Consider the following 23,671-nt stretch of genomic DNA (forward strand, 5'->3'; position numbering starts at 1 on the left):
CTTATGTCCCCGCCCCTGAGTAAACCGTTGGCACCCTCCTGGGTCAGCCGATTCAAGGAACAGAGCCTGGAGCGTGGCCGCCGCTACGCCCTGGAAAACCGGGTACGCATCGCCCAGGTCGGCGATGCGACCATCACCGCCAGTTGCGAAGGTTCTGGCGGCAACGTTTACCGCCAGACCATCCAGCTTCGCGAATCCGCCAAAGGTACCTTGCTGCTGGTTGATGCCAGCTGCACGTGTCCGGTTCGCAGCAACTGCAAGCACTGCGCAGCGGTGCTGCTGAAAGTGCAGGAAACCCTCGATTACCCCGCCGCCGCCAAAGACGCTGAGCTGTTGGAGAAGCTGCAAGCCGTGCTGGAAAACCGCAGCCCGAAGGCGCCACCACAAGTGCTGGTCGACAACGTGCAGCCGTTGCCGCGGCTGTGGCTGGCCAGTGTCGAATTCAGCGCTTTCGAACCGCGCAACGGCAAGATGCAGCGCTACATTCAGCATCGCGCGGCGCTGTCGTTCAGCTACCTCGACGAGTACGTCAGCGGGCAGAAGAACAGCGACATCCTGATTCGCCAGGAAAGCCAGACGCTGCGAGTCAAACGTCACCCGGACGTCGAGCAGTCCTACCGCGAACAGTTGCGCATCCTCGGCTTCCGCATCGCCACCCGCCAGAGCAAAGCCCTGCCGGAAAGCGCCGGCGAGCTGTACGAGATGGTCAATGACAGCGCTTGGCTGACGTTCACCCTCAACGACCTGCCGAAACTGCGCAGCCAAGGCTGGGAGCTGCAGATCGATGAGGAATTCGGCTTCGACCTGACCGCCGTGGATGACTGGTACGCTACCGTCGAGCAGGCGCCGGAGCGTGATTGGTTTGACCTGGAACTGGGGATCATCGTCAACGGTGAACGCCTGAGCCTGTTGCCGATCCTGCTCAACCTGATGCGCTCGCACGCGGAAATCCTCAATCCGGAACGCCTGGCGCGCCGCCGCGATGACGAGCTGATTCTGGTGAATATTCCGCAACGTAACAGCGAGCACGGGCCGTTGCAGGTGGCTTTGCCGCTCGGGCGCTTGAAACCGGTATTGATGACGCTTGGCGAGTTTTATCTGCAGGAACCGGGTGAAACCACACTGCGTCTGAGCAAGGCCGATGCCACCCGCCTGAATTCGCTGGAAGGCCTTCCGCTGCTGTGGGAGGGTGGCGAGCAGATCCGCACGTTCGCTCAGCGCCTGCGGGATATTCGTGATTTCAGCGCCGAAGCGCCGCAAGGTTTGAACGCGACGCTGCGCCCGTACCAGCTCGAAGGTTTGAGCTGGATGCAATCGCTGCGGCAACTGGAAGTCGGCGGGATTCTCGCGGATGACATGGGGCTGGGTAAAACCCTACAGACCCTGGCGCATATTCTCAGCGAGAAAAACGCCGGACGCCTCGATCGCCCGTGCATGGTGGTGATGCCGACCAGTCTGATTCCGAACTGGCTCGATGAGGCGGCGCACTTCACGCCGCAACTGAAAGTCGTGGCACTGTACGGTGCCAGCCGTAAAAAGCATTTCGACAATCTGGCGGATTTCGACCTGATCCTCACCACTTACGCACTGCTGCCCAAGGACGTCGAGCGCCTGACCAAGCAGCCGCTGCATGTGTTGGTGCTAGATGAAGCGCAGTACATCAAGAACCCGAACAGCAAAGCCGCACAAGCGGCGCGCGAGCTGAATGCGCGCCAGCGCTTGTGTCTCAGCGGTACGCCGCTGGAAAACCACCTGGGCGAGCTGTGGTCGCTGTTTCACTTCCTGCTGCCGGGCTGGCTCGGCGACGTAAAAAGCTTCAACGCCGATTACCGCGTGCCGATTGAAAAGCGCGGCAGCGAAGTCAGACTTCAACACCTGAACGGTCGGATAAAACCGTTTCTGCTGCGCCGCACCAAGGAACAAGTGGCTACCGAGTTGCCGCCGAAAACCGAGATCATCCATTGGGTCGATCTCAACGAAGCGCAGCGCGATGTGTATGAAACCATGCGCCTGGCGATGGACAAGAAGGTCCGCGACGAGATCACCCGCAAAGGCGTGGCGCGCAGCCAGATCATCATTCTTGAGGCACTGCTCAAACTGCGTCAGGTCTGCTGCGATCTGCGCCTGGTCAATGACGCCACCCTGCCCGCTCGCGGCAGCACTTCGGGCAAACTCGACAGCTTGATGGAAATGCTCGAAGAGCTGTTTGAGGAAGGTCGGCGGATTCTGCTGTTTTCGCAATTCACCTCGATGCTGTCATTGATCGAGGACGAGCTGAAAAAACGCAATGTCGCCTACGCACTGCTGACCGGCCAGACTCGGGATCGGCGTACGCCGGTGAAGGAATTCCAGAGCGGCAAGCGTCAGATCTTTCTGATCAGCCTGAAGGCTGGCGGTGTCGGCTTGAACCTGACCGAGGCGGATACGGTGATTCACTACGACCCGTGGTGGAACCCGGCGACCGAGAATCAGGCGACGGATCGCGCGTATCGAATCGGCCAGGAGAAACCGGTATTCGTCTACAAGATGATTGCCCGGGGCACCGTGGAAGAGAAGATTCAACACCTGCAAAAGGAAAAATCCGACTTGGCGGCAGGCGTGCTGGATGGGCGCAAGGCCGGGGACTGGAAGTTGCAGAGTGATGATATTGAAGCGCTGTTTGCGCCGTTGCCGGACAAGCTCGACAAGCGTTGAGTTTTTCGGTGTCAGTCAGGAAGTTATTGCTGGAAAGCCAGCTCCCACAGGGTTATGAGTCGTACACAAAACTGTGTTTCAACTCGATACCTGTGGGAGCTGGCAAGCCAGCGATGGAGCCAACCCGGTCTCGGTCAGCCTCAGCCCTTGAGCACTCGCGCCAACGCCGACTTCACCTTGCCCATGCCGTCATGCAGCGCCTGCTCGATTTCGGCCATGGTGATCACTTCGGTGGTCTTGCCCGCCGCCGGATTCACCACCAGCGCCAGGCAGGCGTAATCCAGATCCAGCTCACGCGCCAGCGCCGCTTCCGGCATGCCGGTCATGCCAACGATGTCGCAGCCATCGCGCTCCAGACGCACGATCTCCGCCACGGTTTCCAGACGCGGACCCTGAGTACAGGCATACACGCCTTGATCGCTGTACTCGCAACCTTCGGCAGCCACCGCCGCAATCAATTGCTGGCGCAGTGGCTCGCTGTAGGGGAAGCTGAAGTCGATGTGGGTGACGTGCTCCAGATCATCGGCAAAAAAAGTGTGCTCACGCCCGCTGGTGTAGTCGACGATCTGGTGCGGCACGCAGAAATGCCCAGTGCCCATCGCCGGGTGAATACCGCCCACCGCGTTAACGGCGATGATCGCTTCGGCACCGGCCTGCTTCAACGCCCAGAGGTTGGCGCGGTAGTTAACCTTGTGCGGCGGAAAGCGATGTGGGTGGCCGTGACGGGCGAGGAACAGTACTTCCTTGCCGGCGTACTCGCCGATCTGCACCTCGGCCGATGGCGCACCGTAGGGCGTGTCCACTGCCAGCGATTGGCGAATAGTCAAGCCTTCGAGCTGGGTCAGGCCGGTGCCACCGATGATTGCGTAAACCGTCATAGCAGAAATCCTTAATCGATCAGTTGAGCGTCTTTGAGCGCGCCGATTGCGGTGAGCCAGCGCGGATCCTGACGGTAATCGGTACTGGCGAACGCCTGGCCGCGCATACGCGCGATGCGCGCGGATGGCTTGACCTTCATGCGTTGCGCGGCACTGAGGGCCAGCTCAGCAGCAGCGCGGTCGTTGCACACCAGGCCCATGTCGCAGCCAGCAGTCAGCGCCGCCTCGATGCGACTGGCGGCGTCGCCGACCACGTGGGCTCCAGCCATCGACAGATCGTCGCTGAAGATCACGCCATCGAACTGCAATTCGCCGCGCAGAATGTCCTGCAACCAGCGCCGCGAAAAGCCGGCAGGCTGCGAGTCGACTTGCGGGTAGATAACGTGGGCCGGCATCACAGCGGCCAGTTGTTTGCTGAGTTTGGCGAAGGGTACAAGGTCGTTGGCGCGGATCTCGTCGAGGCTGCGCTCGTCATTCGGGATCGCCACATGGGAATCGGCTTCGGCCCAGCCGTGGCCCGGGAAGTGCTTGCCGGTAGCGGCCATTCCAGCACTGTTCATGCCGCGAATGAACGCCCCCGCCAGCAACGCAGCACGCTCTGGGTCACCCTCGAACGCACGGGTGCCGACCACGGCGCTGCGTTGATAATCGAGATCGAGCACCGGGGCGAAGCTGAGGTCCAGTCCGACCGCCAGTACTTCCGTGGCCATGATCCAGCCACATTGCTCGGCGAGGTATTCGGCATTCGGATTGTCGGCGATGGCACGCATGGCCGGCAGACGGACGAAGCCCTGCCGCAGGCGCTGTACACGACCACCCTCTTGATCCACTGCCAGCAACAGATCAGGGCGAACCGCGCGGATCGCCGCACTCAATTCACGCACCTGACGCGGATGCTCAATGTTGCGCGCGAAAATGATCAGGCCACCCACTTCGGGCTGACGCAACAATTGGCGATCTTCGGCCGTCAGCCAGGTACCGGCGACGTCCACCATCAACGAGCCTTGCAGGCCAGCAGTCATAGAAATTCCTTGAAAACGAAAAACCCGATCCACAGCAAATCGCTACCGTGAGCAATGCTCGGCAGGTCGGCAATTTCTATGGATTTCGGGTTCAGAACGAGAGTCGGCATGGGCGGCTAGCTTAGCGGATACAAGCTGCCGCGCCCACCCGTGCGCGGTTAAACCTTGGCGGCGACCGGCGTTGATTTGCTGCGCGGACGCAGTTGTGCTGTGGCCATGGCGGCGTCGGTGACGCCGGTTTCGGCGCGCATGCCCGCAGCGAGGAACGGCACCATCAGGCGCATCACTTGCTCAATGGAGGTGTTGACGCCGAAATCGGTCTCGGCGATCGCGCGCAACGCCTTGATGCCAGACATGCTGAACGCCGCAGCGCCGAGCATGAAGTGCACACGCCAGAACAGCTCGATCGGTGGAATGCGTGGCGCAGCCTCATTGACCAGCAGCATGTAGCGACGGAACACCTTGCCGTACATGTCTTCCAGATAACGGCGCAAGTGGCCCTGGCTCTGGCTGAACGCGAGGCCGAGCAGACGCATGAAGATCGACAGGTCGTTACCACTGCGCGGCTGGACCACGAGGGCTTGCTCGACGAGGATTTCCAGCAGATCTTCAAGCGTCGGCTTGTTTTCAGGCTTGGCCTGACGTCGCTCCAGCTCTTTGTCGAGGCTGATGCAGAACGGGCCGAGGAAGCGCGAGAAAACCGCTTGAATCAGCGCTTTTTTCGAGCCGAAGTGATAGTTCACCGCTGCCAGGTTGACGCCGGCCTTGCTGGTGATCAAACGCAATGAGGTTTCGGCGAAACCTTTCTCCGCGAACAACTGCTCGGCAGCATCAAGAATGCGTTCAACGGTTTCCGACTGGGCCATGGCTACTCCGCCTGACAAACACTTGTTTGAAACATACGTTTCAGCCTGTGCCTTGTCAAGCCTGCCGGTTCGTTTTGGGAATGGTCGGTCAGCTATTTAACCACACAAGACCGATGCATTAATAAGCAAGCCTGTTGACCGTCCGGCGGCCTGCAAAAAAACGGGCATTGCCAAGGACGCTTCACTGTATATAATCCCAGTCACTGTATAAAAAGACAGAGCGATCAATATGCTAAAGCTGACGCCACGCCAAGCCGAGATTCTGGCCTTTATCAAACGCTGCCTAGAAGACAACGGCTACCCGCCAACCCGTGCGGAAATCGCTCAGGAACTGGGCTTCAAGTCGCCGAACGCGGCTGAAGAGCATCTCAAGGCACTGGCCCGAAAAGGCGCCATCGAGATGACACCGGGCGCTTCTCGCGGTATTCGCATACCCGGCTTTGAAGCCAAGGCCGACGACTCTACCCTGCCAATCATTGGTCGGGTTGCTGCCGGCGCGCCGATCCTCGCCCAGCAGCACATCGAAGAGTCCTGCAATATCAACCCGGCCTTCTTCCATCCGCGCGCCGACTATCTTTTGCGCGTACATGGCATGAGCATGAAGGACATCGGCATTTTCGACGGTGACCTCCTCGCCGTGCACACCACCCGCGAAGCACGTAATGGCCAGGTCGTCGTTGCCCGTATCGGCGACGAAGTGACGGTCAAACGCTTCAAGCGTGAAGGCAGCAAGGTCTGGCTGATTGCCGAAAACCCCGAGTTCGCCCCTATCGAAGTCGACCTGAAAGATCAGGAACTGGTGATCGAAGGCTTGAGTGTCGGCGTCATCCGCCGCTAATTGGAGGCTTTATGCAGTTCCCACACACCCCTCAGCAAACACAACTGCCTTTATTCGAAGCGTTTCTGGCGCAACCGATGGCGCCGATCCTGAAAGACGTGGTCGAACGCCCCTGGAATGCCGAACCCGAAGTATTCAGTGAGCTGTCACTGCGTGGTGCTGCCGGGAACTGCCTGAGCCTGCTCGCCCCGATTCTTCGCGAGCTCAGTGAAGACCAGGACGCGCGCTGGCTGACATTGATCGCACCACCTGCCAGCCTGACCCAGACCTGGCTGCGGGATGCCGGCCTGAACCGCGAACGTATTCTGCTACTGCAACCACGGGGCGCCCAAAGCGCTCAGCAACTGGCGTGCGAAGCTCTACGGCTGGGTCGCAGTCACACTGTGGTCACCTGGCTCAATCCGCTAAACGCCAACTCGCGGCAACAACTGATCAGCGCCGCACGCACGGGCGAAGCTCAGAGCCTGAACATTCGTTTGGGTTGATGGTTGGTATACGCGCTGTGTGAAGCGCAGGGCTTCTCCAGGGACAGAGAAGCCGATCTGAAGCGGTCACGTCAAAAAGCAGAAAGGCGGGGATCAATGAAGAACCCGCGGCCCCTCTTCCTTATCAAACTCGCCTTCGACCATTCGACCGGCCATCTGCACGCCGACGCTCAACATCGCTTTGGCGATTTCCACATGCTGACCTTGCAGGAACGCCTTGGCATCCTCGGAGAAATCCAGCGTCACCAAAGAACCCTCGTCCTCAGCCCTGCGCAGCTCGATTCGGCCGTCTGGTAACTCGACAATTTCTAGAAAGGACGTTGGCATAAAGGTCTGTTCTCCACGAAAGGCAGGGATTATATAGACATCATTCAGGCTTCGCTCGAGATCTTGACCAGCAGCATGTTTCAGATTGCCACCGTGTCAATCGTCCTCAGCACTCGTTCAAGCCTTCGCGAAAGCGAATCGCCAAGCCTTTCAGATTCTGCCGCCAGCTCTCCAGCTCCTCTCGACTCAACTCTTCTGGCGCCTCCTCTTCATCCAGGTTAATCGCCTGAATCAGCGGTTGCGTCACATCCCCTTTGGGCTTGTGTGGCACCCGTGGCGGCTGAAACAGCGCCGAGTGCGCAGCCAGCAGTTTTGCCAGCCAGGTTTCAGAGTTACCCGCGAGTTCGACCATCTCGGCCAACTCTGGAATCGCGATCGACTCGAGGACTTCGCGCGTTAGCAGCATCTCGGCGCGCGGTGCATTGGCCTGCGGCAGACGATAGAAACCAGCGATCTCATGACAGAGCCCCAGCAAGGCGCCATACAGGTGAAACAACGCCGATTCACGCCCAGCCTGAATCAACGCCAGCGAATTCATCGCACGCCCTTCTTCAGCACGAGCCAGAGCTTCGAGCGACAGGCCGGCGAAATAGATCTTCTGGTTGGTGCGGGTATAGAGTTCGTGGGCCATGACGGCAGTCTCCACTACGAAATAATTGCTTCACACGGGCCGGACAGTGTCGTGGATCAGCCGATAACACCGCAAGTACAAAACAAAAAGGCCGCATGAAAACCCGAGGGTGCTCATGCGGCCTTTCAGTTTCAGGCTAATGCTTACTCAGCCTTGGCCTTCGTACGCTTGTCTTCAACCGTCCACTTGCCCCCGTCGTAGTAAGCCTTCCAACCGGTAGGCTTGCCGTCGACTTCGGTCTGCACGTATTGCTCCTTGGTCTTGCGGCTGTAGCGGATCACCGCTGGCAGACCATCAGGATCCTTCTGCGGCGCTTCGCACAGGAAGTGGTACTTCGGATCGATCTCATCCTTGTGCGGCAGAATCTCGATCACCAGCGGAGCACGGGTCTCGCGGTTTTTCGGGAACTGGCTGGCCGCCAGGAACAGACCGGACGCACCGTCGCGCAGGATGTAGGTGTCGTTGACCTTTTCGCATTTCAGCTCAGGCATCTTCACCGGGTCCATCTTCGGCGGCGCCGCGTCACCGCTCTTCAGCAGTTTGCGGGTGTTCTTGCAGGTCGGGTTGGTGCAACCGAAAAACTTGCCGAAACGGCCAGTCTTGAGCTGCATCTCGCTGCCGCACTTGTCGCATTCCAGGCTCGGACCTTCGTAGCCCTTGATGCGATAGCTGCCTTCTTCGATTTCATAGCCGGCGCAATCCGGGTTGTTACCGCAGATGTGCAGCTTACGCTTCTCGTCGAGCAGGTAAGCGTCCATCGCCGTACTGCAGATCGGGCAACGATGCTTGCCACGCAGGACCAGCGACTCGGACTCACCCTCGTCGTCCGCGGCAATTTCATCGCCCGGCACCAGGTTGACCGTGGCCTTGCAGCGTTCTTTCGGCGGCAGGCTGTAGCCCGAGCAACCGAGGAACACACCGGTCGAGGCGGTACGGATCTGCATCGGACGACCACAAGTGGTGCACGGAATATCGGTCATGACCGGCTGGTTGGCACGCATGCCGCTGTCCGGGTTTTCGGCTACTTCGAGTTTCTTTTTGAAATCGCCGTAGAACTCGTCCAGTACGTTTTTCCAGTCGCGCTCGCCCTGCGCCACGTCATCGAGATTCTCTTCCATGCCGGCGGTAAAACCGTAGTCCATCAGGTTCGAGAAGCTTTCCGACAGACGCTCGGTGACGATGTCGCCCATCTTTTCCGAGTAGAAACGACGGTTGTGCAGGGTCACGTAACCGCGATCCTGAATGGTCGAAATGATCGCGGCGTACGTCGAAGGACGACCGATACCGCGCTTTTCCATTTCTTTAACCAGACTGGCTTCCGAGTAACGGGCCGGTGGCTTGGTGAAGTGCTGCGACGGATCGAGCTTGATCAGTTTCATCACGTCGCCTTGCGCCATGTCAGGCAGAACGTCGTCGTCACCTGGCTTGGCAATCTGCGGCATGACGCGGGTGTAACCGTCAAACTTGAGGATACGGCCCTTGGCGCGCAGCTCGAAGTCACCCGCGCCTACACTGACGGTGGTCGACAGGTATTGTGCCGGCAGCATCTGGCAAGCGAGGAACTGACGCCAGATCAGCTCATAGAGACGCTCAGCGTCACGCTCCATACCCGCCAGCTTGCTTGGCGTGGTGTTGGCGTCAGAAGGACGAATCGCTTCGTGAGCCTCTTGTGCGCCTTCCTTGCTGCTGTAGACGTTCGGCGTTTCCGGCAGGTACTTCTTGCCGAACTCGTCTTCGATGTAAGTACGCGCCATCGCCACGGCATCAGCCGAGAGGTTGGTCGAGTCGGTACGCATATAAGTGATGTAGCCGGCTTCGTACAGACGCTGGGCCATCATCATGGTTTTCTTCACGCCGAAGCCCAGGCGGTTGCTCGCAGCCTGTTGCAGGGTTGACGTGATGAACGGCGCCGAAGGCTTGCTGCTGGTCGGCTTGTCTTCGCGCTTGACGATGCTGTAGCTGGAAGACTTGAGCTTCTCCAGCGCGGCCATGGCCTGGGCTTCGTTGAGCGGCTTGAAAGCTTCGCCTTTCTCGCGAGCTACTTCGAAACGCACGGTCGAGCCTTTGGTGGTGCCGAGATCGGCGTGCACTTCCCAGTACTCTTCCGGATTGAACGCACGGATTTCGCGCTCACGCTCAACCACCAGCTTCACGGCAACCGATTGCACACGACCGGCAGACAGGCCACGGGCAATCTTCGCCCACAGCAGCGGCGAGACCATGTAACCCACAACACGGTCGAGGAAGCGACGCGCCTGTTGAGCATTGACGCGATCGATGTCCAGCTCACCCGGTTCCGAGAAAGCTTCCTGAATCGCCTTCTTGGTGATTTCGTTGAACACCACGCGCTTGTAGCGGCTGTCGTCACCACCGATGGCTTCGCGCAGATGCCAGGCAATGGCTTCCCCCTCGCGATCCAAGTCGGTTGCGAGATAGATGGTGTCAGCATCCTTGGCGAGCCGGCGCAGCTCTTCGATGACCTTCTCTTTACCCGGGAGGATCTCGTACTGGGCTTTCCAGCCATGATCGGGATCGACACCCATACGCGAGACGAGCTGCTTGCGCGCTTTCTCTTTCGGCGTGAGCACCGGACCTTCGCCCGCGGCAGCCTTGCCGCGCTTGGCGGCTGGCTCTTTGCTGGCGCTAGCCGAACCGCTGGTGGGCAGGTCTCGGATATGGCCGATACTCGACTTCACCACGTATTGGTTACCCAGATACTTGTTGATGGTCTTGGCCTTAGCCGGGGATTCCACAATGACCAGCGATTTGCCCATGGATCAGAAAATTCCTGAATTCTAGAAGTGAAAGGCGGTTGGCGCCTGACGCGGCACCGCTATATATAGTTGATACAAGGTGAGGTCAAGCACAGGGTTCTGTGCGCACTCGCCTCATGCCTTGGAAAAAAGGCTCGGTTCGGCTTGCACCAAAGCAAAGCGTGGCACCTGCTCGCCGTCAACCTCGACTGACTCGACAAACATGCTCAGAGGGCGCACCCAAAAGCCGTAATCGCCATACAGGGCTTGGTAAAAGACCACTTCTTCTTCGGTCTCGGAATGCCGCGCAACACTGAATACGCGGTACTGCGGACCTTTGTAATGTTGGTAGAGCCCAGGTTGTATCGGCATGCTTCGGCCCTCACTCAAATTTTTTCAAAAATAAAAACAAAATAAACCCACAAAAACAAAAACCGGGGCACTTGGCCCCGGCTTCCATCGACGAGACGCTTAAACGCGTTCGAAGACGGTGGAGATGCCTTGGCCGAGACCAATGCACATAGTGGCCACCCCGAAGGTGCCGCTATTCTGCTTCATCACGTTCAGCAAGGTGCCGGAAATACGGGCACCGGAGCAACCGAACGGGTGACCCAGGGCGATCGCGCCGCCGTGCAGGTTAACCTTCTCGTTCATCTTGTCGAGCACTTTCAAATCTTTCAGCACTGGCAGGGCCTGTGCGGCGAAAGCTTCGTTGAGTTCGAAGAAGTCGATATCGTTGATGCCAAGACCCGCACGCTTCAGGGCTTTTTGTGTCGCCGGAACTGGACCATAGCCCATGATCGCCGGATCCACACCCGCCACTGCCATCGAACGGATAACCGCCATTGGCTGGATACCCAGGTCCTGCGCACGCTGCGCCGACATCACGATCATGCACGAGGCACCATCGGTGATCTGCGACGAAGTACCAGCAGTCACGGTGCCGCCCTTTGGATTGAAGGCAGGCTTGAGGGCCGCCAGACTTTCCAGGGTGGTTTCCGGACGAATGGTTTCGTCGTAGTCGAACAGTTTCAGGAAACCGTTCTCGTCGTAGCCCTGCATCGGGATGATTTCGTCTTTGAACTTGCCTTCCACGGTTGCCTTGTGGGCCAACTGGTGGGAACGCACGCCGAAAGCGTCCTGCTGCTCGCGAGTGATGCCGTGCATTTTGCCAAGCATTTCAGCGGTCAGGCCCATCATGCCCGAGGCTTTCGCCGCGTACAGCGACATGTGCGGGTTCGGATCGACACCGTGCATCATGCTCACGTGACCCATATGCTCGACGCCGCCAACCACGAATACGTCACCGTTGCCGGTCATGATCGCTTGCGCAGCGGTGTGCAGCGCGCTCATCGACGAGCCGCACAGACGGCTGACGGTCTGGCCGGCCGAAGTGTGCGGGATCTGCGTCATCAGCGACGCCATGCGCGCGATGTTCCAGCCCTGCTCCAGGGTCTGGTTCACACAGCCCCAGATCACGTCCTCGACTTCTGCAGGATCGACCTTGGCGTTGCGTTCCAGCAATTTGCTGATCAGGTGCGCCGACATGTCTTCGGCGCGGGTGTTGCGGTGCATGCCGCCCTTGGAGCGGCCCATCGGAGTACGACCGAAGTCGACAATCACGACGTCTCTAGGATTCAAGCTCATAAGTTCACTCTCACTCTAGTTGGGGGCGCTTAACCGAAGAAGCTCTGGCCGTTTTTGGCCATTTCGCGCAGCTTCGCGGTCGGGTGGTACAGCGCGCCCAAATCAGCGTACTGGTCAGCCAGGGCAACGAACTCGGCAACACCGATCGAATCGATGTAGCGCAGCGCACCGCCACGGAATGGAGGGAAACCGATACCGTAGACCAGACCCATGTCGGCTTCGGCGGCGGTTTCAACGATGCCGTCTTCCAGGCAACGCACGGTTTCCAGGCACAGCGGGATCATCATCCAGTTGATGATGTCTTCGTCAGTGACTTCGCGCTGCTCGTAAACGATCGGCTTGAGCACTTCCAGCACCGATGGATCGGCTACTTTCTTCTGCTTGCCTTTCTTGTCGGCCTCGTAGGCGTAGAAGCCCTTGCCGTTCTTCTGACCCAGGCGCTTGGCTTCGTACAGCACGTCGATGGCCGAACGACGGTCATCCTTCATGCGGTCCGGGAAACCTTCAGCCATCACGTCACGACCGTGGTGACCGGTGTCGATGCCGACCACGTCCATCAGGTATGCCGGGCCCATCGGCCAGCCGAATTTTTCCATGACCTTGTCGATACGGACGAAGTCCACACCGGCGCTGACCAGCTTGGCGAAACCGCCGAAGTACGGGAACAGTACGCGGTTAACGAGGAAGCCCGGGCAGTCATTGACCACGATTGGGTTCTTGCCCATTTTCTTGGCGTAGGCAACGGTGGTGGCAACGGCCAGTTCGCTGGACTTCTCGCCACGGATCACTTCCACCAGCGGCATCATGTGCACCGGGTTGAAGAAGTGCATGCCGACGAAGTTTTCCGGACGCTTGAGGGCCTTGGCCAGCAAACTGATGGAAATGGTCGAGGTGTTGGACGCGAGGATGGTGTCCTCTTTGACCTGCGCTTCGACTTCAGCCAGCACGGCTTGCTTGACCTTCGGGTTCTCGACAACTGCTTCAACCACCAGGTCAACGTGACCGAAGTCGCCGTAGGACAGGGTCGGACGAATGCCGTTGAGCACTTCAGCCATTTTCGCAGCGGTCATGCGACCTTTATCAACGCGGCCAACCAGCAGTTTGGCGGCTTCAGCCAGACCCTGCTCGATACCGTGCTCGTTGATGTCCTTCATCAGGATCGGCGTACCTTTGGAAGCCGACTGATAAGCGATACCGCCACCCATGATGCCGGCGCCGAGTACGGCTGCCTGCTTCACGTCTTTGGCGATTTCGTCGTAGGCCTTGGCCTTTTTCTTCAGTTCCTGATCGTTCAGGAACAGACCGATCAAGCTTTGCGCGGCAGAGGTCTTGGCCAGCTTGACGAAACCGGCGGCTTCGACTTCCAGCGCCTTGTCACGACCGAAGTTTGCGGCTTTCTGGATGGTCTTGATCGCTTCAACCGGCGCCGGGTAGTTCGGGCCAGCTTGACCGGCGACGAAACCTTTGGCGGTTTCGAAAGCCATCATCTGTTCAATGGCGTTCAATTTGAGTTTTTCAAGTTTCGGCTGACGCTTGGCCTTGAAGTCGAACTCGCCGGAGATGGCGCGCTTGATCAGTTCAAGGGCAGCTTCCTGCAGCTTCTCTGGAGCAACTACGGCGTCGACGGCGCTGACTTTCAGGGCGTCTTCAGGGCGGTTTTCCTTACCAGCGGCAATCCACTCGATGGCGTTGTCGACACCGATCAGACGCGGCAGACGCACGGTGCCGCCGAAACCTGGGTAGATGCCCAGTTTGACTTCCGGCAGACCGATCTTGGCCTTGGTCGACATGACGCGATAGTCAGCCGCCAGGCACATTTCCAGACCACCGCCCAGCGCGATGCCGTTGATGGCCGCTACGGTCGGGACGTTGAGGTCTTCGAAATCGCTGAAGATCTTGTTGGCTTCGAGATTGCCAGCAACCAGCTCGGCATCCGGCAGCTTGAAGTTGTCGACAAATTCGGTGATGTCGGCGCCGACGATGAACACGTCCTTGCCACTGCTGACGATCACGCCCTTGATCGAAGCATCTGCCTTGATGGTGTCTACGGCCTGACGCAGTTCGTTCAGGGTTAGACGGTTGAACTTGTTGACGGACTCACCCTTGAGGTCGAATTTCAATTCGACGATGCCACTTTCAAGAGCTTTAACCGTGATGGCTTTACCTTCGTAAATCATCAACTGATCTCCACGATATGGAAGCTGAACAGTACACGTCGGACGCAGGCGAATGGCTCGGCAGGACGCTTTTTCGTCGATGCTAACGCCAATCCACCCGGCACACCCGCCAACGCGATAGTCGGGATTCTGTAGGAGCGGTCTGTAAGACAAACGCTCAATTCATACGCCCGTTTGATTTGGGTACGTCACCTTTACGGAATTTCCGACAATTGTCAATCGCCCAAAATACGGGTTGAAATGCGACTTTGCGGTCATTTCTGTAAGACGAAGACCCGCAACACGCGTCTGCATGTGAAGCCATTCATAGAATCAATAGTTAGAAAAGTCGCCCTAATTCGCGGCAGCCCTTGTTTAAAGGGCTACGCTGGGTGGACTACCGAGAGATGTGCCGACCCCGTCAGCATAAAAAAAGGTTTCCGGCCTGCCTGGCCACCCCGCCCGATGAATCATGTCGGGCTTTTTATTGCGCGTCTGCCGGACGTTTCACACCGTTGCAGTGCGAAAAGTCCGCGCGTTACGCCAGCGCTTTCAGAGTCGCGTCGATATCCTGCAAAACCGTGGCTTCGCCCTTCTCGCCCCAGTACAAGGCGATCATCTGCTTGTCGGCCTCGATCTTGAAGACGTTGCCCGGCAACTTTTCGAAATGATTGAGCAGCGCACGGTCCTCACAGACTTCCTGCCACTGATTGACCCACACACCCGGTGTTTTCTGCCAGTAAGTCCAGCAGGCAGGTTCTTTACCGCGGCGCGGCCGATGATATTGCGCACACGGGTTCGGCGGCTCCTGTGCCAGCCAGTGCGGCCACTCCTGAGGTGCCAGCTGCATGGCCAGCCCCATGCGTCGAGCCTCCATGCGCAGCGCGATGCGACCGCTTTGCGCACGCGATGGGCGTAACCACGCCAGGGGACTTAAAACCACCAGCAGGATTGACACCACTAACCAGACCGTCATATCTCTATTCCCAATTCTTGGTGAGCGCATTGTGTCACTTTGGAACCAATACGCTTGAAACCAGCCATACTTAACAATATCGAACCGTCACGAGGAGCACCTCATGCCCTACACCCATATCCTGGTCGCCGTAGACCTGACCGAAGAGTGCGACCCTGTGATTCACCGCGCCCGCGAGCTGTCGACGAGCAATGGCGCCAAGCTGTCGCTGGTGCATATCGTCGAACCGATGGCCATGGCGTTCGGCGGCGACGTGCCGATGGATCTGTCACAACTGCAACAGCAGCAGTTCGATCAGGCCAAGGAACGACTTGAGCGCTTGAAAGCCAAATATGCAGAACTTGAAGGTGCCAACTGCCACCTGACCTATGGCCAGCCACGCCAGGAAATCCATCATTTCGCCAAGGAAAACACCTGCGATCTGATCGTGGTCGGCAGCCATGGCCGTCATGGTCTGGCGCTGTTGCTCGGCTCGACCGCGAACGACGTACTGCACGGCGCGCCATGCGATGTATTGGCGGTACACCTGGTCAAACGCTGATCCTTCGGCAGCTCCTACAAAAAGCCCGGCCTCACGCAAATGAGGCCGGGCTTTTTCGTTACCGGATCAATCAGGCATCCAGCTCGGCCCAACGCTCCACCAGCGCATCCAGCTCAGCCTGCAACTGCTCCAGCGAAGCAATCACCTTGGCCGTTTCTGCCGGCGGACGTTGATAGAAACCGCCTTCAGCCATTTCGGCTTCTACCGCAGCGATCTGCTGTTCCTTGGCGTCGATATCGCCCGGCAATGCTTCCAGCTCGCGCTGCAGTTTGTAGCTCAGCTTTTTCTTGGCAGCCGGGGCTGCAGCGGCAGGCGCAGCAACCACAGCAGGCTCAGCGGTGACCACAGCCGAATTCAGGTCAGCCTTGCCCGATTTGCTTTCAGTCACGCCCAACAGGCGCGGTGAGCCGCCCTGACGGATCCAGTCCTGATAGCCGCCGACGTATTCACGCACCTTGCCTTCACCTTCGAAGACCAGGGTGCTGGTGACCACGTTGTCGAGGAATGCCCGGTCGTGGCTGACCATCAGCACGGTGCCGTTGAAGGTCAGCAGCACTTCTTCGAGCAGTTCGAGAGTTTCCACGTCGAGGTCGTTGGTCGGTTCGTCGAGGACCAGCAGGTTCGCCGGCTTGCTGAACAGTTTGGCCAGCAACAGACGTGCACGCTCACCACCGGACAGCGCCTTGACCGGCGTACGAGCACGCTGCGGGCTGAACAGGAAGTCGCCGAGGTAACTCAGCACGTGACGGCTCTGGCCGTCGATATCGATGAAGTCGCGACCTTCGGCGACGTTGTCGATCACGGTCTTTTCCAGATCCAGCTGATGACGCAACTGGTCGAAGTAGGCCACGTCGATCCGCGTGCCCTCTTCCACTTTGCCGCTGGTCGGTTGCAGACCGCTGAGCATCAGTTTCAGCAGGGTGGTCTTGCCGGTACCGTTGGCGCCGAGCAGACCGATACGGTCGCCGCGCTGCAGGACCATCGAGAAGTCCTTGATCAGGAACGGCCCGCCCGGATGCGCAAAGCTCACATCTTCGAGCACCATCACCTGCTTGCCGGACTTGTCGGCGGTTTCCAGTTGAATGTTGGCCTTGCCGGTGCGCTCACGACGCTCGCTGCGCTCAACGCGCAGGGCTTTCAGGGCGCGGACGCGACCTTCGTTACGGGTACGCCGGGCCTTGATGCCTTGACGGATCCACACTTCTTCCTGGGCCAGACGCTTATCGAACAGCGCGTTGGCAGTTTCTTCAGCGGCCAGCGCGGCTTCTTTGTGCACGAGGAAACTGGCGTAGTCGCCGTTCCAGTCGATCAGGCCGCCACGATCCAGTTCGAGGATGCGCGTGGCCAGGTTTTGCAGGAAGGAACGGTCGTGCGTGATGAACAGCACGGCGCCCTGGAAATCTTTCAGGGCTTCTTCGAGCCAGGCAATCGCACCGATGTCCAGGTGGTTGGTCGGTTCGTCGAGCAGCAGCAGATCCGGCTCGGACACCAGCGCCTGCGCCAGCAACACGCGACGACGCCAGCCGCCGGACAGTTCGGCGAGGGTCTTGTCGGCCGGCAGTTGCAGGCGGCTCAGGGTGCTGTCGACGAGGGTCTGCAAGCGCCAGCCATCACGGGCTTCGAGGTCGTGCTGAACGTGCATCAGCTTGTCCAGATCGGCGTCGGTGACAATGTTCTGGCTCAGGTGATGGTATTCGGCGAGCAACGCACCGACGCCGTCGAGGCCTTCAGCCACCACATCGAATACGGTCCGCTCGTCGGCCACCGGCAGTTCTTGCGGCAATTCGCCGATTTTCAGACCGGGGGCACGCCACACCGAGCCGTCATCGGGCTTCTGGTCGCCCTTGACCAGTTTCATCATGCTGGACTTGCCAGTGCCGTTGCGGCCGATGATGCACACCCGCTCACCACGGGCGATCTGCCAGGACACCTTGTCCAACAACGGCATAGCGCCGAACGCAAGGGACACATCGCTGAATTTGAGCAGGGTCATGAGCTTCTCCAAAAACCGGGCGCGCATTCTACCTGAGTTAGGGCTTCAGCAGGCCGGCAATTTGTCTGTCGATGCACTCTGCATAACAATTGTTGCGAACTTGTGCTGCGAGGCCCGCAAAGCTTTCGCCGCTTGCTGGCAAAAGGCTAAGCTACAGACAATTCAGTGCTGATCGAGGTCGGCACTTGTCATGATTTCTCTGCCCGGATGTCTCATGCGCAGTCGCCTTTTCAGTGTCTTGTCCTGCTTGCTACTTACCGCCGCTGCCGCTCAATCCGCCCAGGCGGTGGACCTGTCCACCCAACGTCAGTATTACGATGAAGCCAAGCGCGCCCTGGCCAAGGGCGATACCGGCCCGTATTTCCGTTACAGCCAGGCCTTGGCCGATTACCCGCTGGAACCGTACCTGGCCTACGACGAACTGACCGCGCGGTTGAAAACCGCGAGCAATGCGGAAATCGAGAAGTTCCTCGCCGAACACGGCGACCTGCCCCAGGCCAACTGGATGAAACTGCGCTGGTTGCGCTGGCTCGCCGACCGTGGCGACTGGGCAACCTTCGTTAAATATTACGACCCGAAACTCAATTTCACTGAACTGGACTGCCTGAATGCGCAGTACCAGATCAGCAGCGGACACAAGGCCGAGGGTTACGCCAACGCTGACAAACTGTGGCTGACCGGCAAATCGCAACCCGCCGCGTGTGACGCGCTGTTCGGCATCTGGGCCGCCGACGGCCAGCTCACCGAACAAAAACGCTGGGAGCGCACCAAACTCGCCGCGCAGACACGCAACTATCCACTGGCCAACAGCCTGGTCAACGGCCTGACCACCCTCGCCCCACGCGGTCGTTTGCTGGTGGATGTGGCGCAAAAACCGGAGTTGCTGAATCAGCCTTCGCGCTTCACCCCGGCCGATGAGCCGATGTCCGATGTGGTCAGCCTCGGCCTGCGCCGACTGGCACGTCAGGATCCGGACAAGGCCATGGCCCTGCTCGACGGTTACGCCAGCAGCATGCATTTCTCCCGTGACGAAAAAGTCGCGATTGCCCGGGAAATCGGCCTGACCCTCGCTCGCCGTTTCGACAGCCGCGCGCTAGACGTGATGACCAAATACGACCCGGAGTTGCGCGACAACACCGTCTCGGAATGGCGTTTGCGCCTATTGCTGCGCCTCGCTCGCTGGGACGACGCATACGAACTGACCAAGCGTCTCCCGCAAGACCTGGCCACCACCAACCGCTGGCGCTACTGGCAGGCGCGTAGCCTTGAACTGGCCCAGCCGCAGAACCCGCAAGCGCAAACCCTGTACAAAAACCTGGCGCGGGAACGGGACTTCTACGGTTTCCTCGCCGCTGACCGCTCGCAGTCGCCCTACTCGCTCAACAACAAGCCATTGGTGCTGAGCCAGGCGCTGATCAACAAAGTGCGCAACACGCCGGGCGTACGCCGCGCGCTGGAATTCCATGCCCGCGGGCAGATCGTCGACGGTCGTCGCGAGTGGTATCACGTCAGCCGCCATTTCAATCGCGATGAAATGGTTGCCCAGGCCAAACTCGCTTACGACCTGAAATGGTATTTCCCGGCGATCCGCACCATCAGTCAGGCGCAATACTGGGACGATCTGGATATCCGCTTCCCGATGGCCCACCGCGAAACGCTCGTGCGTGAAGCCAAGGTCCGTGGCCTGCATTCCAGTTGGGTGTTTGCCATCACCCGTCAGGAAAGCGCCTTCATGGACGACGCCCGTTCCGGCGTCGGCGCCAGTGGCCTGATGCAGTTGATGCCCGGCACCGCCAAGGAAACCGCGCGCAAGTTCAGCATCCCGCTGGCCTCACCGCAGCAGGTGCTCGATCCGGACAAGAACATCCAGCTTGGCGCCGCTTACCTGAGCCAGGTGCACAGTCAGTTCAACGGCAACCGTGTCCTCGCCTCAGCAGCCTACAACGCCGGCCCGGGACGCGTGCGTCAATGGCTGCGGGGCGCCGATCATCTGAGCTTCGACGTCTGGGTGGAAAGCATCCCGTTCGATGAAACCCGCCAGTATGTGCAGAACGTGTTGTCGTACTCGGTAATCTATGGCCAGAAGCTCAACTCGCCACAGCCGCTGGTGGACTGGCATGAGCGGTATTTTGATGATCAGTAACCGGTAACGCCGGTTAAGTAGGAGCTGCCGAAGGTTCGGGCCGCGTTCGGACGATCTTTTTGATTCTGATTCAAACAAAAATGCCCGCATTTTCATGCGGGCATTTTTACATCAAAAGATCGCAGCCTCCGGCAGCTCCTACACAGCCACCGCGTGACCATCATTGAACTGCAACGCCGCCAACCGCGCATACAGCGGATTGCTGGCAATCAGTTCCTGATGGGTACCGATGGCCACAAGCTTGCCCTGATCCATCACCGCAATCCGGTCAGCGTTTTTAACTGTGGCCAGTCGATGCGCGATCACCAGCGTGGTGCGGTTCTGCATCAGGCTCGGCAGCGCTTCCTGAATCAGATGCTCACTCTGCGCATCAAGGGCACTGGTGGCTTCGTCCAGCAGCAGGATCGGTGCGTCGACCAGCAACGCCCGAGCGATCGCCAGACGCTGACGCTGACCACCGGAAAGACCGAGTCCACCATCGCCGAGATGGGTCTGGTAACCGTTGGGCATTTTCTCGATGAAGTCGTGAGCATGAGCAATTTTTGCCGCGTCCTTGACCTGCTCCAGCGTCGCCCCCGGATTGCCGTAACGAATGTTCTCTTCAACGCTGCCAAAAAACAGCGCGGGTGACTGCGATACCAACGCAAAGTGACGGCGCAGGTCCAGCGGGTCGAGACGGGTCAGCGGCACACCATCGATGAGGATTTGTCCTTCCAACGGGTCATAAAAACGCAAGAGCAAGTCATACACCGTGGACTTGCCGGCGCCGGACGGCCCCACCAGCGCCAGCGTCTCGCCGGCCCGAATGGTCAGATTCAAGCCATTGACCGCGTAGCTTTCAGGACGCGATGGGTAGGAAAAGCGCACGTCCTGCAATTGCAATTCACCCCGCACGCGCTCCGGCAGAGTCACCAGCCCGGTGGTGGGCGGCTGGATGATATTTTCCGAACCCAACAATTCAGCGATGCGCTCGGCGGCTCCGGCCGCGCGCTGCAGTTCGCCAATCACTTCGCTCAAGGTGCCAATGGCACTGCCGACAATCAGGCTGTAAAAGACAAACGCAGCCAGTTCGCCACCGGTGATGCGCCCGGCGATCACGTCCATGCCACCGACCCACAACATCACCGCCACTGCGCCGAGCACCAGCACGATCACCATGGTGATCATCCATGAGCGCTGAAAGATGCGTTTGCGCGCGGTGTCGAACGCGTCTTCGACCGTTGTCGCGAAACGCCGCTCATCCTGGACCTGGTGGTTGTAGGCCTGCACGGTTTTGATCTGGCCGAGGGTTTCCGACACGTAGCTGCCAATATCGGCGACCCGGTCCTGGCTCAGCCGCGACAGATTGCGCACGCGCCGGCCGAAAATCAGGATCGGCGCGACCACGAAGGGCAAGGCAATCACCACGATGCTGGTGAGTTTGGCATTGGTGACAAACAGCAGGATGACACCGCCAATCACCATCAACAGGTTGCGCAGGAACATCGACAGCGACGAGCCGATCACCGATTGCAACAGCGTCGTGTCGGCAGTCAGCCGCGACTGGATCTCCGAACTGCGGTTGTTCTCGTAAAAGCCGGGGTGCAGATAGACCAGATGGTTGAACACCTCGCGGCGGATGTCGGCCACGCAGCGCTCGCCGATCCACGACACCCAGTAGAACCGGGCAAAAGTGCCAACGGCCAAACCCAGCACCATCAGCATGAAGATACCGATGCTCTGGTTGAGCTGGTGCGGCGACTGGGTCATGAAGCCACGGTCGACCAACAGTTTGATCCCCTGCCCCATCGACAACGTGACGGCGGCGGTGACGATCAGCGCCAGCAGCGCAGCGATGACTTGCCAGCGGTAAGGGGCCAGAAATCGACTGGTCAGACGCAGCGCGCGACGGTGTCGTGAAGAAAGCTTCGGGGTCATTCAGGTACACATCCGTGTTGATGAAAGGGCTAGCGTAAACCTTCTTTGGGGGTGGAACTCTGTAAATCACAATGAGTCAGGTTAAATATGCCCCCAAAGACTAGGCCATAGTTGCTATCGGTCTAACGTCAAGGTTGAGACGAACGGTCATTTCTGTTGGACTGGAATGGCCGCTCATGACGGATCGACAGGCGCTGTCACAGCCTGGTCATGTGGCGGTTTTAATCTGGGTAAACAACCTGATGAGGAGACAGGCCATGTCCTTGCAACACAGCAGCGAAGACAAGATTGAAGTGATCCGCACCAAGCCCGGCCAACCTCTGGGTTGCTCGATTATCGATAAGGATGGGCGTGAAGTACCGATCACTGAAGACATGATCCAGGACGCGTGCCGCGAGCTGGACAAGCGCTTGGTCAAGCCTGTCGAACAAAAGTGATAAAGCCACCGTCTTCCTGACCCGGCCCCTTTGGCCGGGTTTTTTCTGCCTGCAGATCCGTGGACTTTTGGCGCGACCTTCGCGAGCAGGTTCGCTCCCACATGGATCTCTCATTCACTGAGAATCCCCAGTGGGAACGAGCCTGCTCGCGAAGGGGCCAACTCGGGTGCTAGACAGCCACCGCCCCCAGCGCCGCCACAATCCTCGCCAACGCCGGCGAATCCCCTTCAATCCGCACCTTCAGCCCTTCAATCTCGCGCCGCACTGGATACTGTTTGCGCAACACATCGAACGCCGCCCGCTGCTCGCCGACATTACCTACAAGGCTGCGGCGAAAATCCGCATCATCGCGGCGCGGGTCGTACACGCCCCGGCACAACATCGCCAGCGCCCAGGCCGGATCGCTGTCGCCATGCAGGGTCACTTGCGACAACCACGGCGCCGGCAGCAGCTCACTGAGTTGAATGCTTGCTGGCTGGCCGATGAATGCGCAGTAAGCCTGATAAATCTGCGCCGTTCCGCGCTGTTTCCCGTCGAGGCTGTAACCGGCAATGTGCGGCGTGGCCAGTACGCAAAGTTCGGCCAGCGTCACGTCAACCTCAGGCTCGGCCTCCCAGACATCGAGGACGGCTTGCAGGTCTTCACGCTCCAGCAGCACTTCGCGCAGCGCGGCGTTATCCACCACCGGACCCCGCGCCGCGTTGATCAGCCACGCACCGGGCTTGAGTTGCTGCAAACGCTGCTGATCAAACAAATGCCAGGTCGCACCGGTGCCACTGCGTGTGAGCGGCGTATGCAGACTGATCACGTCGCATTGCTCGATGATTTGCTCCAGGCTCACGTAATCGCCGCCCTCGGCAGCCTGACGCGGCGGATCGCAGACTTTGACGTTCCAGCCCAACCCTTTCAGAACCTTGATCAGGCGCCCTCCCACCTCACCGGCGCCAACGACACCGTAAGTCCGCTGGGTGAGATCGACACCTTCGATTTCGGCGAGGGTCATCAGACTGCCCAGCACGTAATCGACCACGCCCCGGGCATTGCAGCCGGGTGCACTCGACCAGGTGATGCCGGCCTCATTGAAGTAGTCGAGATCCAGATGATCAGTCCCGATGGTGCAGGTGCCGACGAAGCGCACCTTGCTGCCCTCCAGCAACGCGCGGTTGACCTTGGTCACCGAGCGCACGAGTAACACGTCGGCCTGCTCGACCGTCGCTCGGTCGATGGAACGGCCCGGCACCCGACGGATTTCGCCGAAACCGGCAAAAAAGGCATCGAGCAGCGGGATATTTTCGTCGGCAACAATCAGCATGGCGGGCTCCTTTGGCGGATCGGCAGTTTAGGTGCAGATCGGTCGCCGGGCCAGC

Annotated in this window: 19 protein-coding genes; 6 read left to right on the plus strand and 13 right to left on the minus strand. The window is 59.3% G+C overall.

The genetic code is table 11. From position 1 onward, the window contains the following. Nucleotides 1–3: 3 nt before the first annotated feature. Nucleotides 4–2,694, plus strand: a complete 2,691-nt coding sequence (locus BK670_RS16930; protein ID WP_123451282.1) for a DEAD/DEAH box helicase — start codon at nucleotides 4–6, stop codon at nucleotides 2,692–2,694. 140 nt (nucleotides 2,695–2,834) lie between these two features. Here the strand turns inward: BK670_RS16930 and BK670_RS16935 are convergent, their stop codons facing one another. The 3 genes from BK670_RS16935 to BK670_RS16945 form a co-directional block, all read right to left on the minus strand. Further along, nucleotides 2,835–3,572 carry an S-methyl-5'-thioinosine phosphorylase gene (locus tag BK670_RS16935; RefSeq protein WP_123451284.1) on the minus strand — a complete coding sequence of 246 codons (738 nt, stop codon included), beginning with the start codon at nucleotides 3,570–3,572 and terminating at the stop codon, nucleotides 2,835–2,837. 11 nt (nucleotides 3,573–3,583) lie between these two features. Next, on the minus strand, nucleotides 3,584–4,594 hold the full coding sequence (nagZ, locus tag BK670_RS16940) for a beta-N-acetylhexosaminidase (RefSeq protein WP_123451286.1): 1,011 nt from the start codon (nucleotides 4,592–4,594) through the stop codon (nucleotides 3,584–3,586). Between the two features lie 158 nt (nucleotides 4,595–4,752). Next, nucleotides 4,753–5,460, minus strand: coding sequence for a TetR/AcrR family transcriptional regulator (locus BK670_RS16945; RefSeq protein WP_123451288.1), 708 nt, complete (start codon nucleotides 5,458–5,460; stop codon nucleotides 4,753–4,755). 229 nt (nucleotides 5,461–5,689) lie between these two features. Between BK670_RS16945 and lexA the strand changes: the two genes are divergently transcribed. Further along, nucleotides 5,690–6,298: a transcriptional repressor LexA gene (lexA, locus tag BK670_RS16950; protein WP_003226590.1), complete on the plus strand. Its 609-nt coding sequence runs from the start codon at nucleotides 5,690–5,692 to the stop codon at nucleotides 6,296–6,298. 11 nt (nucleotides 6,299–6,309) lie between these two features. Further along, nucleotides 6,310–6,783 carry an SOS-induced cell division inhibitor SulA gene (gene sulA / locus BK670_RS16955; RefSeq protein WP_123451290.1) on the plus strand — a complete coding sequence of 158 codons (474 nt, stop codon included), beginning with the start codon at nucleotides 6,310–6,312 and terminating at the stop codon, nucleotides 6,781–6,783. Between the two features lie 93 nt (nucleotides 6,784–6,876). On the opposite strand, the gene BK670_RS16960 is transcribed toward sulA, so the two are convergent. From BK670_RS16960 to BK670_RS16995, 7 genes are all read right to left on the minus strand, one after another. Next, the gene (locus BK670_RS16960) at nucleotides 6,877–7,110 is read right to left on the minus strand and encodes a hypothetical protein (RefSeq protein WP_003226592.1); all 234 of its coding nucleotides are present in this window, start codon (nucleotides 7,108–7,110) and stop codon (nucleotides 6,877–6,879) included. Between the two features lie 106 nt (nucleotides 7,111–7,216). Further along, a complete protein-coding gene (locus BK670_RS16965) occupies nucleotides 7,217–7,741 on the minus strand; it encodes a DUF6586 family protein (protein WP_007910470.1) in 525 nt (174 codons plus the stop codon). A gap of 143 nt (nucleotides 7,742–7,884) precedes the next feature. Next, nucleotides 7,885–10,515 (minus strand): type I DNA topoisomerase, encoded by a 2,631-nt coding sequence (gene topA / locus BK670_RS16970; RefSeq protein ID WP_123451292.1) that lies wholly within the window; start codon nucleotides 10,513–10,515, stop codon nucleotides 7,885–7,887. Between the two features lie 114 nt (nucleotides 10,516–10,629). Continuing rightward, entirely contained in the window at nucleotides 10,630–10,866 is a 237-nt protein-coding gene (locus tag BK670_RS16975) for a DUF1653 domain-containing protein (RefSeq protein WP_007961814.1), read from the minus strand. 99 nt (nucleotides 10,867–10,965) lie between these two features. Further along, a complete protein-coding gene (gene fadA / locus BK670_RS16980; protein ID WP_007910465.1) occupies nucleotides 10,966–12,141 on the minus strand; it encodes an acetyl-CoA C-acyltransferase FadA in 1,176 nt (391 codons plus the stop codon). Between the two features lie 29 nt (nucleotides 12,142–12,170). Further along, a complete protein-coding gene (gene fadB / locus BK670_RS16985; protein WP_123451295.1) occupies nucleotides 12,171–14,318 on the minus strand; it encodes a fatty acid oxidation complex subunit alpha FadB in 2,148 nt (715 codons plus the stop codon). 517 nt (nucleotides 14,319–14,835) lie between these two features. Further along, nucleotides 14,836–15,273 (minus strand): hypothetical protein, encoded by a 438-nt coding sequence (locus BK670_RS16995; RefSeq protein ID WP_123451297.1) that lies wholly within the window; start codon nucleotides 15,271–15,273, stop codon nucleotides 14,836–14,838. 103 nt (nucleotides 15,274–15,376) lie between these two features. On the opposite strand from BK670_RS16995, the gene BK670_RS17000 reads away from it, so the two are divergent. Further along, a complete protein-coding gene (locus BK670_RS17000) occupies nucleotides 15,377–15,814 on the plus strand; it encodes a universal stress protein (protein WP_123451299.1) in 438 nt (145 codons plus the stop codon). 70 nt (nucleotides 15,815–15,884) lie between these two features. Here BK670_RS17000 and BK670_RS17005 read toward each other — a convergent pair whose 3' ends face one another. Next, the gene (locus BK670_RS17005; protein ID WP_123451301.1) at nucleotides 15,885–17,807 is read right to left on the minus strand and encodes an ATP-binding cassette domain-containing protein; all 1,923 of its coding nucleotides are present in this window, start codon (nucleotides 17,805–17,807) and stop codon (nucleotides 15,885–15,887) included. A gap of 214 nt (nucleotides 17,808–18,021) precedes the next feature. Here BK670_RS17005 and BK670_RS17010 point away from each other — a divergent pair, with 214 nt between their 5' ends. Beyond that, nucleotides 18,022–19,950 carry a transglycosylase SLT domain-containing protein gene (locus BK670_RS17010; protein ID WP_123451303.1) on the plus strand — a complete coding sequence of 643 codons (1,929 nt, stop codon included), beginning with the start codon at nucleotides 18,022–18,024 and terminating at the stop codon, nucleotides 19,948–19,950. A gap of 138 nt (nucleotides 19,951–20,088) precedes the next feature. Here the strand turns inward: BK670_RS17010 and BK670_RS17015 are convergent, their stop codons facing one another. Further along, complete coding sequence (locus BK670_RS17015; protein ID WP_123451304.1) at nucleotides 20,089–21,867, minus strand: ABC transporter transmembrane domain-containing protein; 1,779 nt, start codon at nucleotides 21,865–21,867, stop codon at nucleotides 20,089–20,091. A 257-nt stretch (nucleotides 21,868–22,124) separates the two neighbouring features. Here BK670_RS17015 and BK670_RS17020 point away from each other — a divergent pair, with 257 nt between their 5' ends. Continuing rightward, complete coding sequence (locus BK670_RS17020) at nucleotides 22,125–22,304, plus strand: PA1571 family protein (RefSeq protein ID WP_123451306.1); 180 nt, start codon at nucleotides 22,125–22,127, stop codon at nucleotides 22,302–22,304. A gap of 169 nt (nucleotides 22,305–22,473) precedes the next feature. On the opposite strand, the gene pdxB is transcribed toward BK670_RS17020, so the two are convergent. Further along, on the minus strand, nucleotides 22,474–23,616 hold the full coding sequence (gene pdxB, locus BK670_RS17025) for a 4-phosphoerythronate dehydrogenase PdxB (RefSeq protein ID WP_123451308.1): 1,143 nt from the start codon (nucleotides 23,614–23,616) through the stop codon (nucleotides 22,474–22,476). Nucleotides 23,617–23,671 lie beyond the last annotated feature (55 nt).

Source organism: Pseudomonas fluorescens (assembly GCF_003732425.1).
GTDB classification, from domain to species: domain Bacteria; phylum Pseudomonadota; class Gammaproteobacteria; order Pseudomonadales; family Pseudomonadaceae; genus Aquipseudomonas; species Aquipseudomonas fluorescens_BE.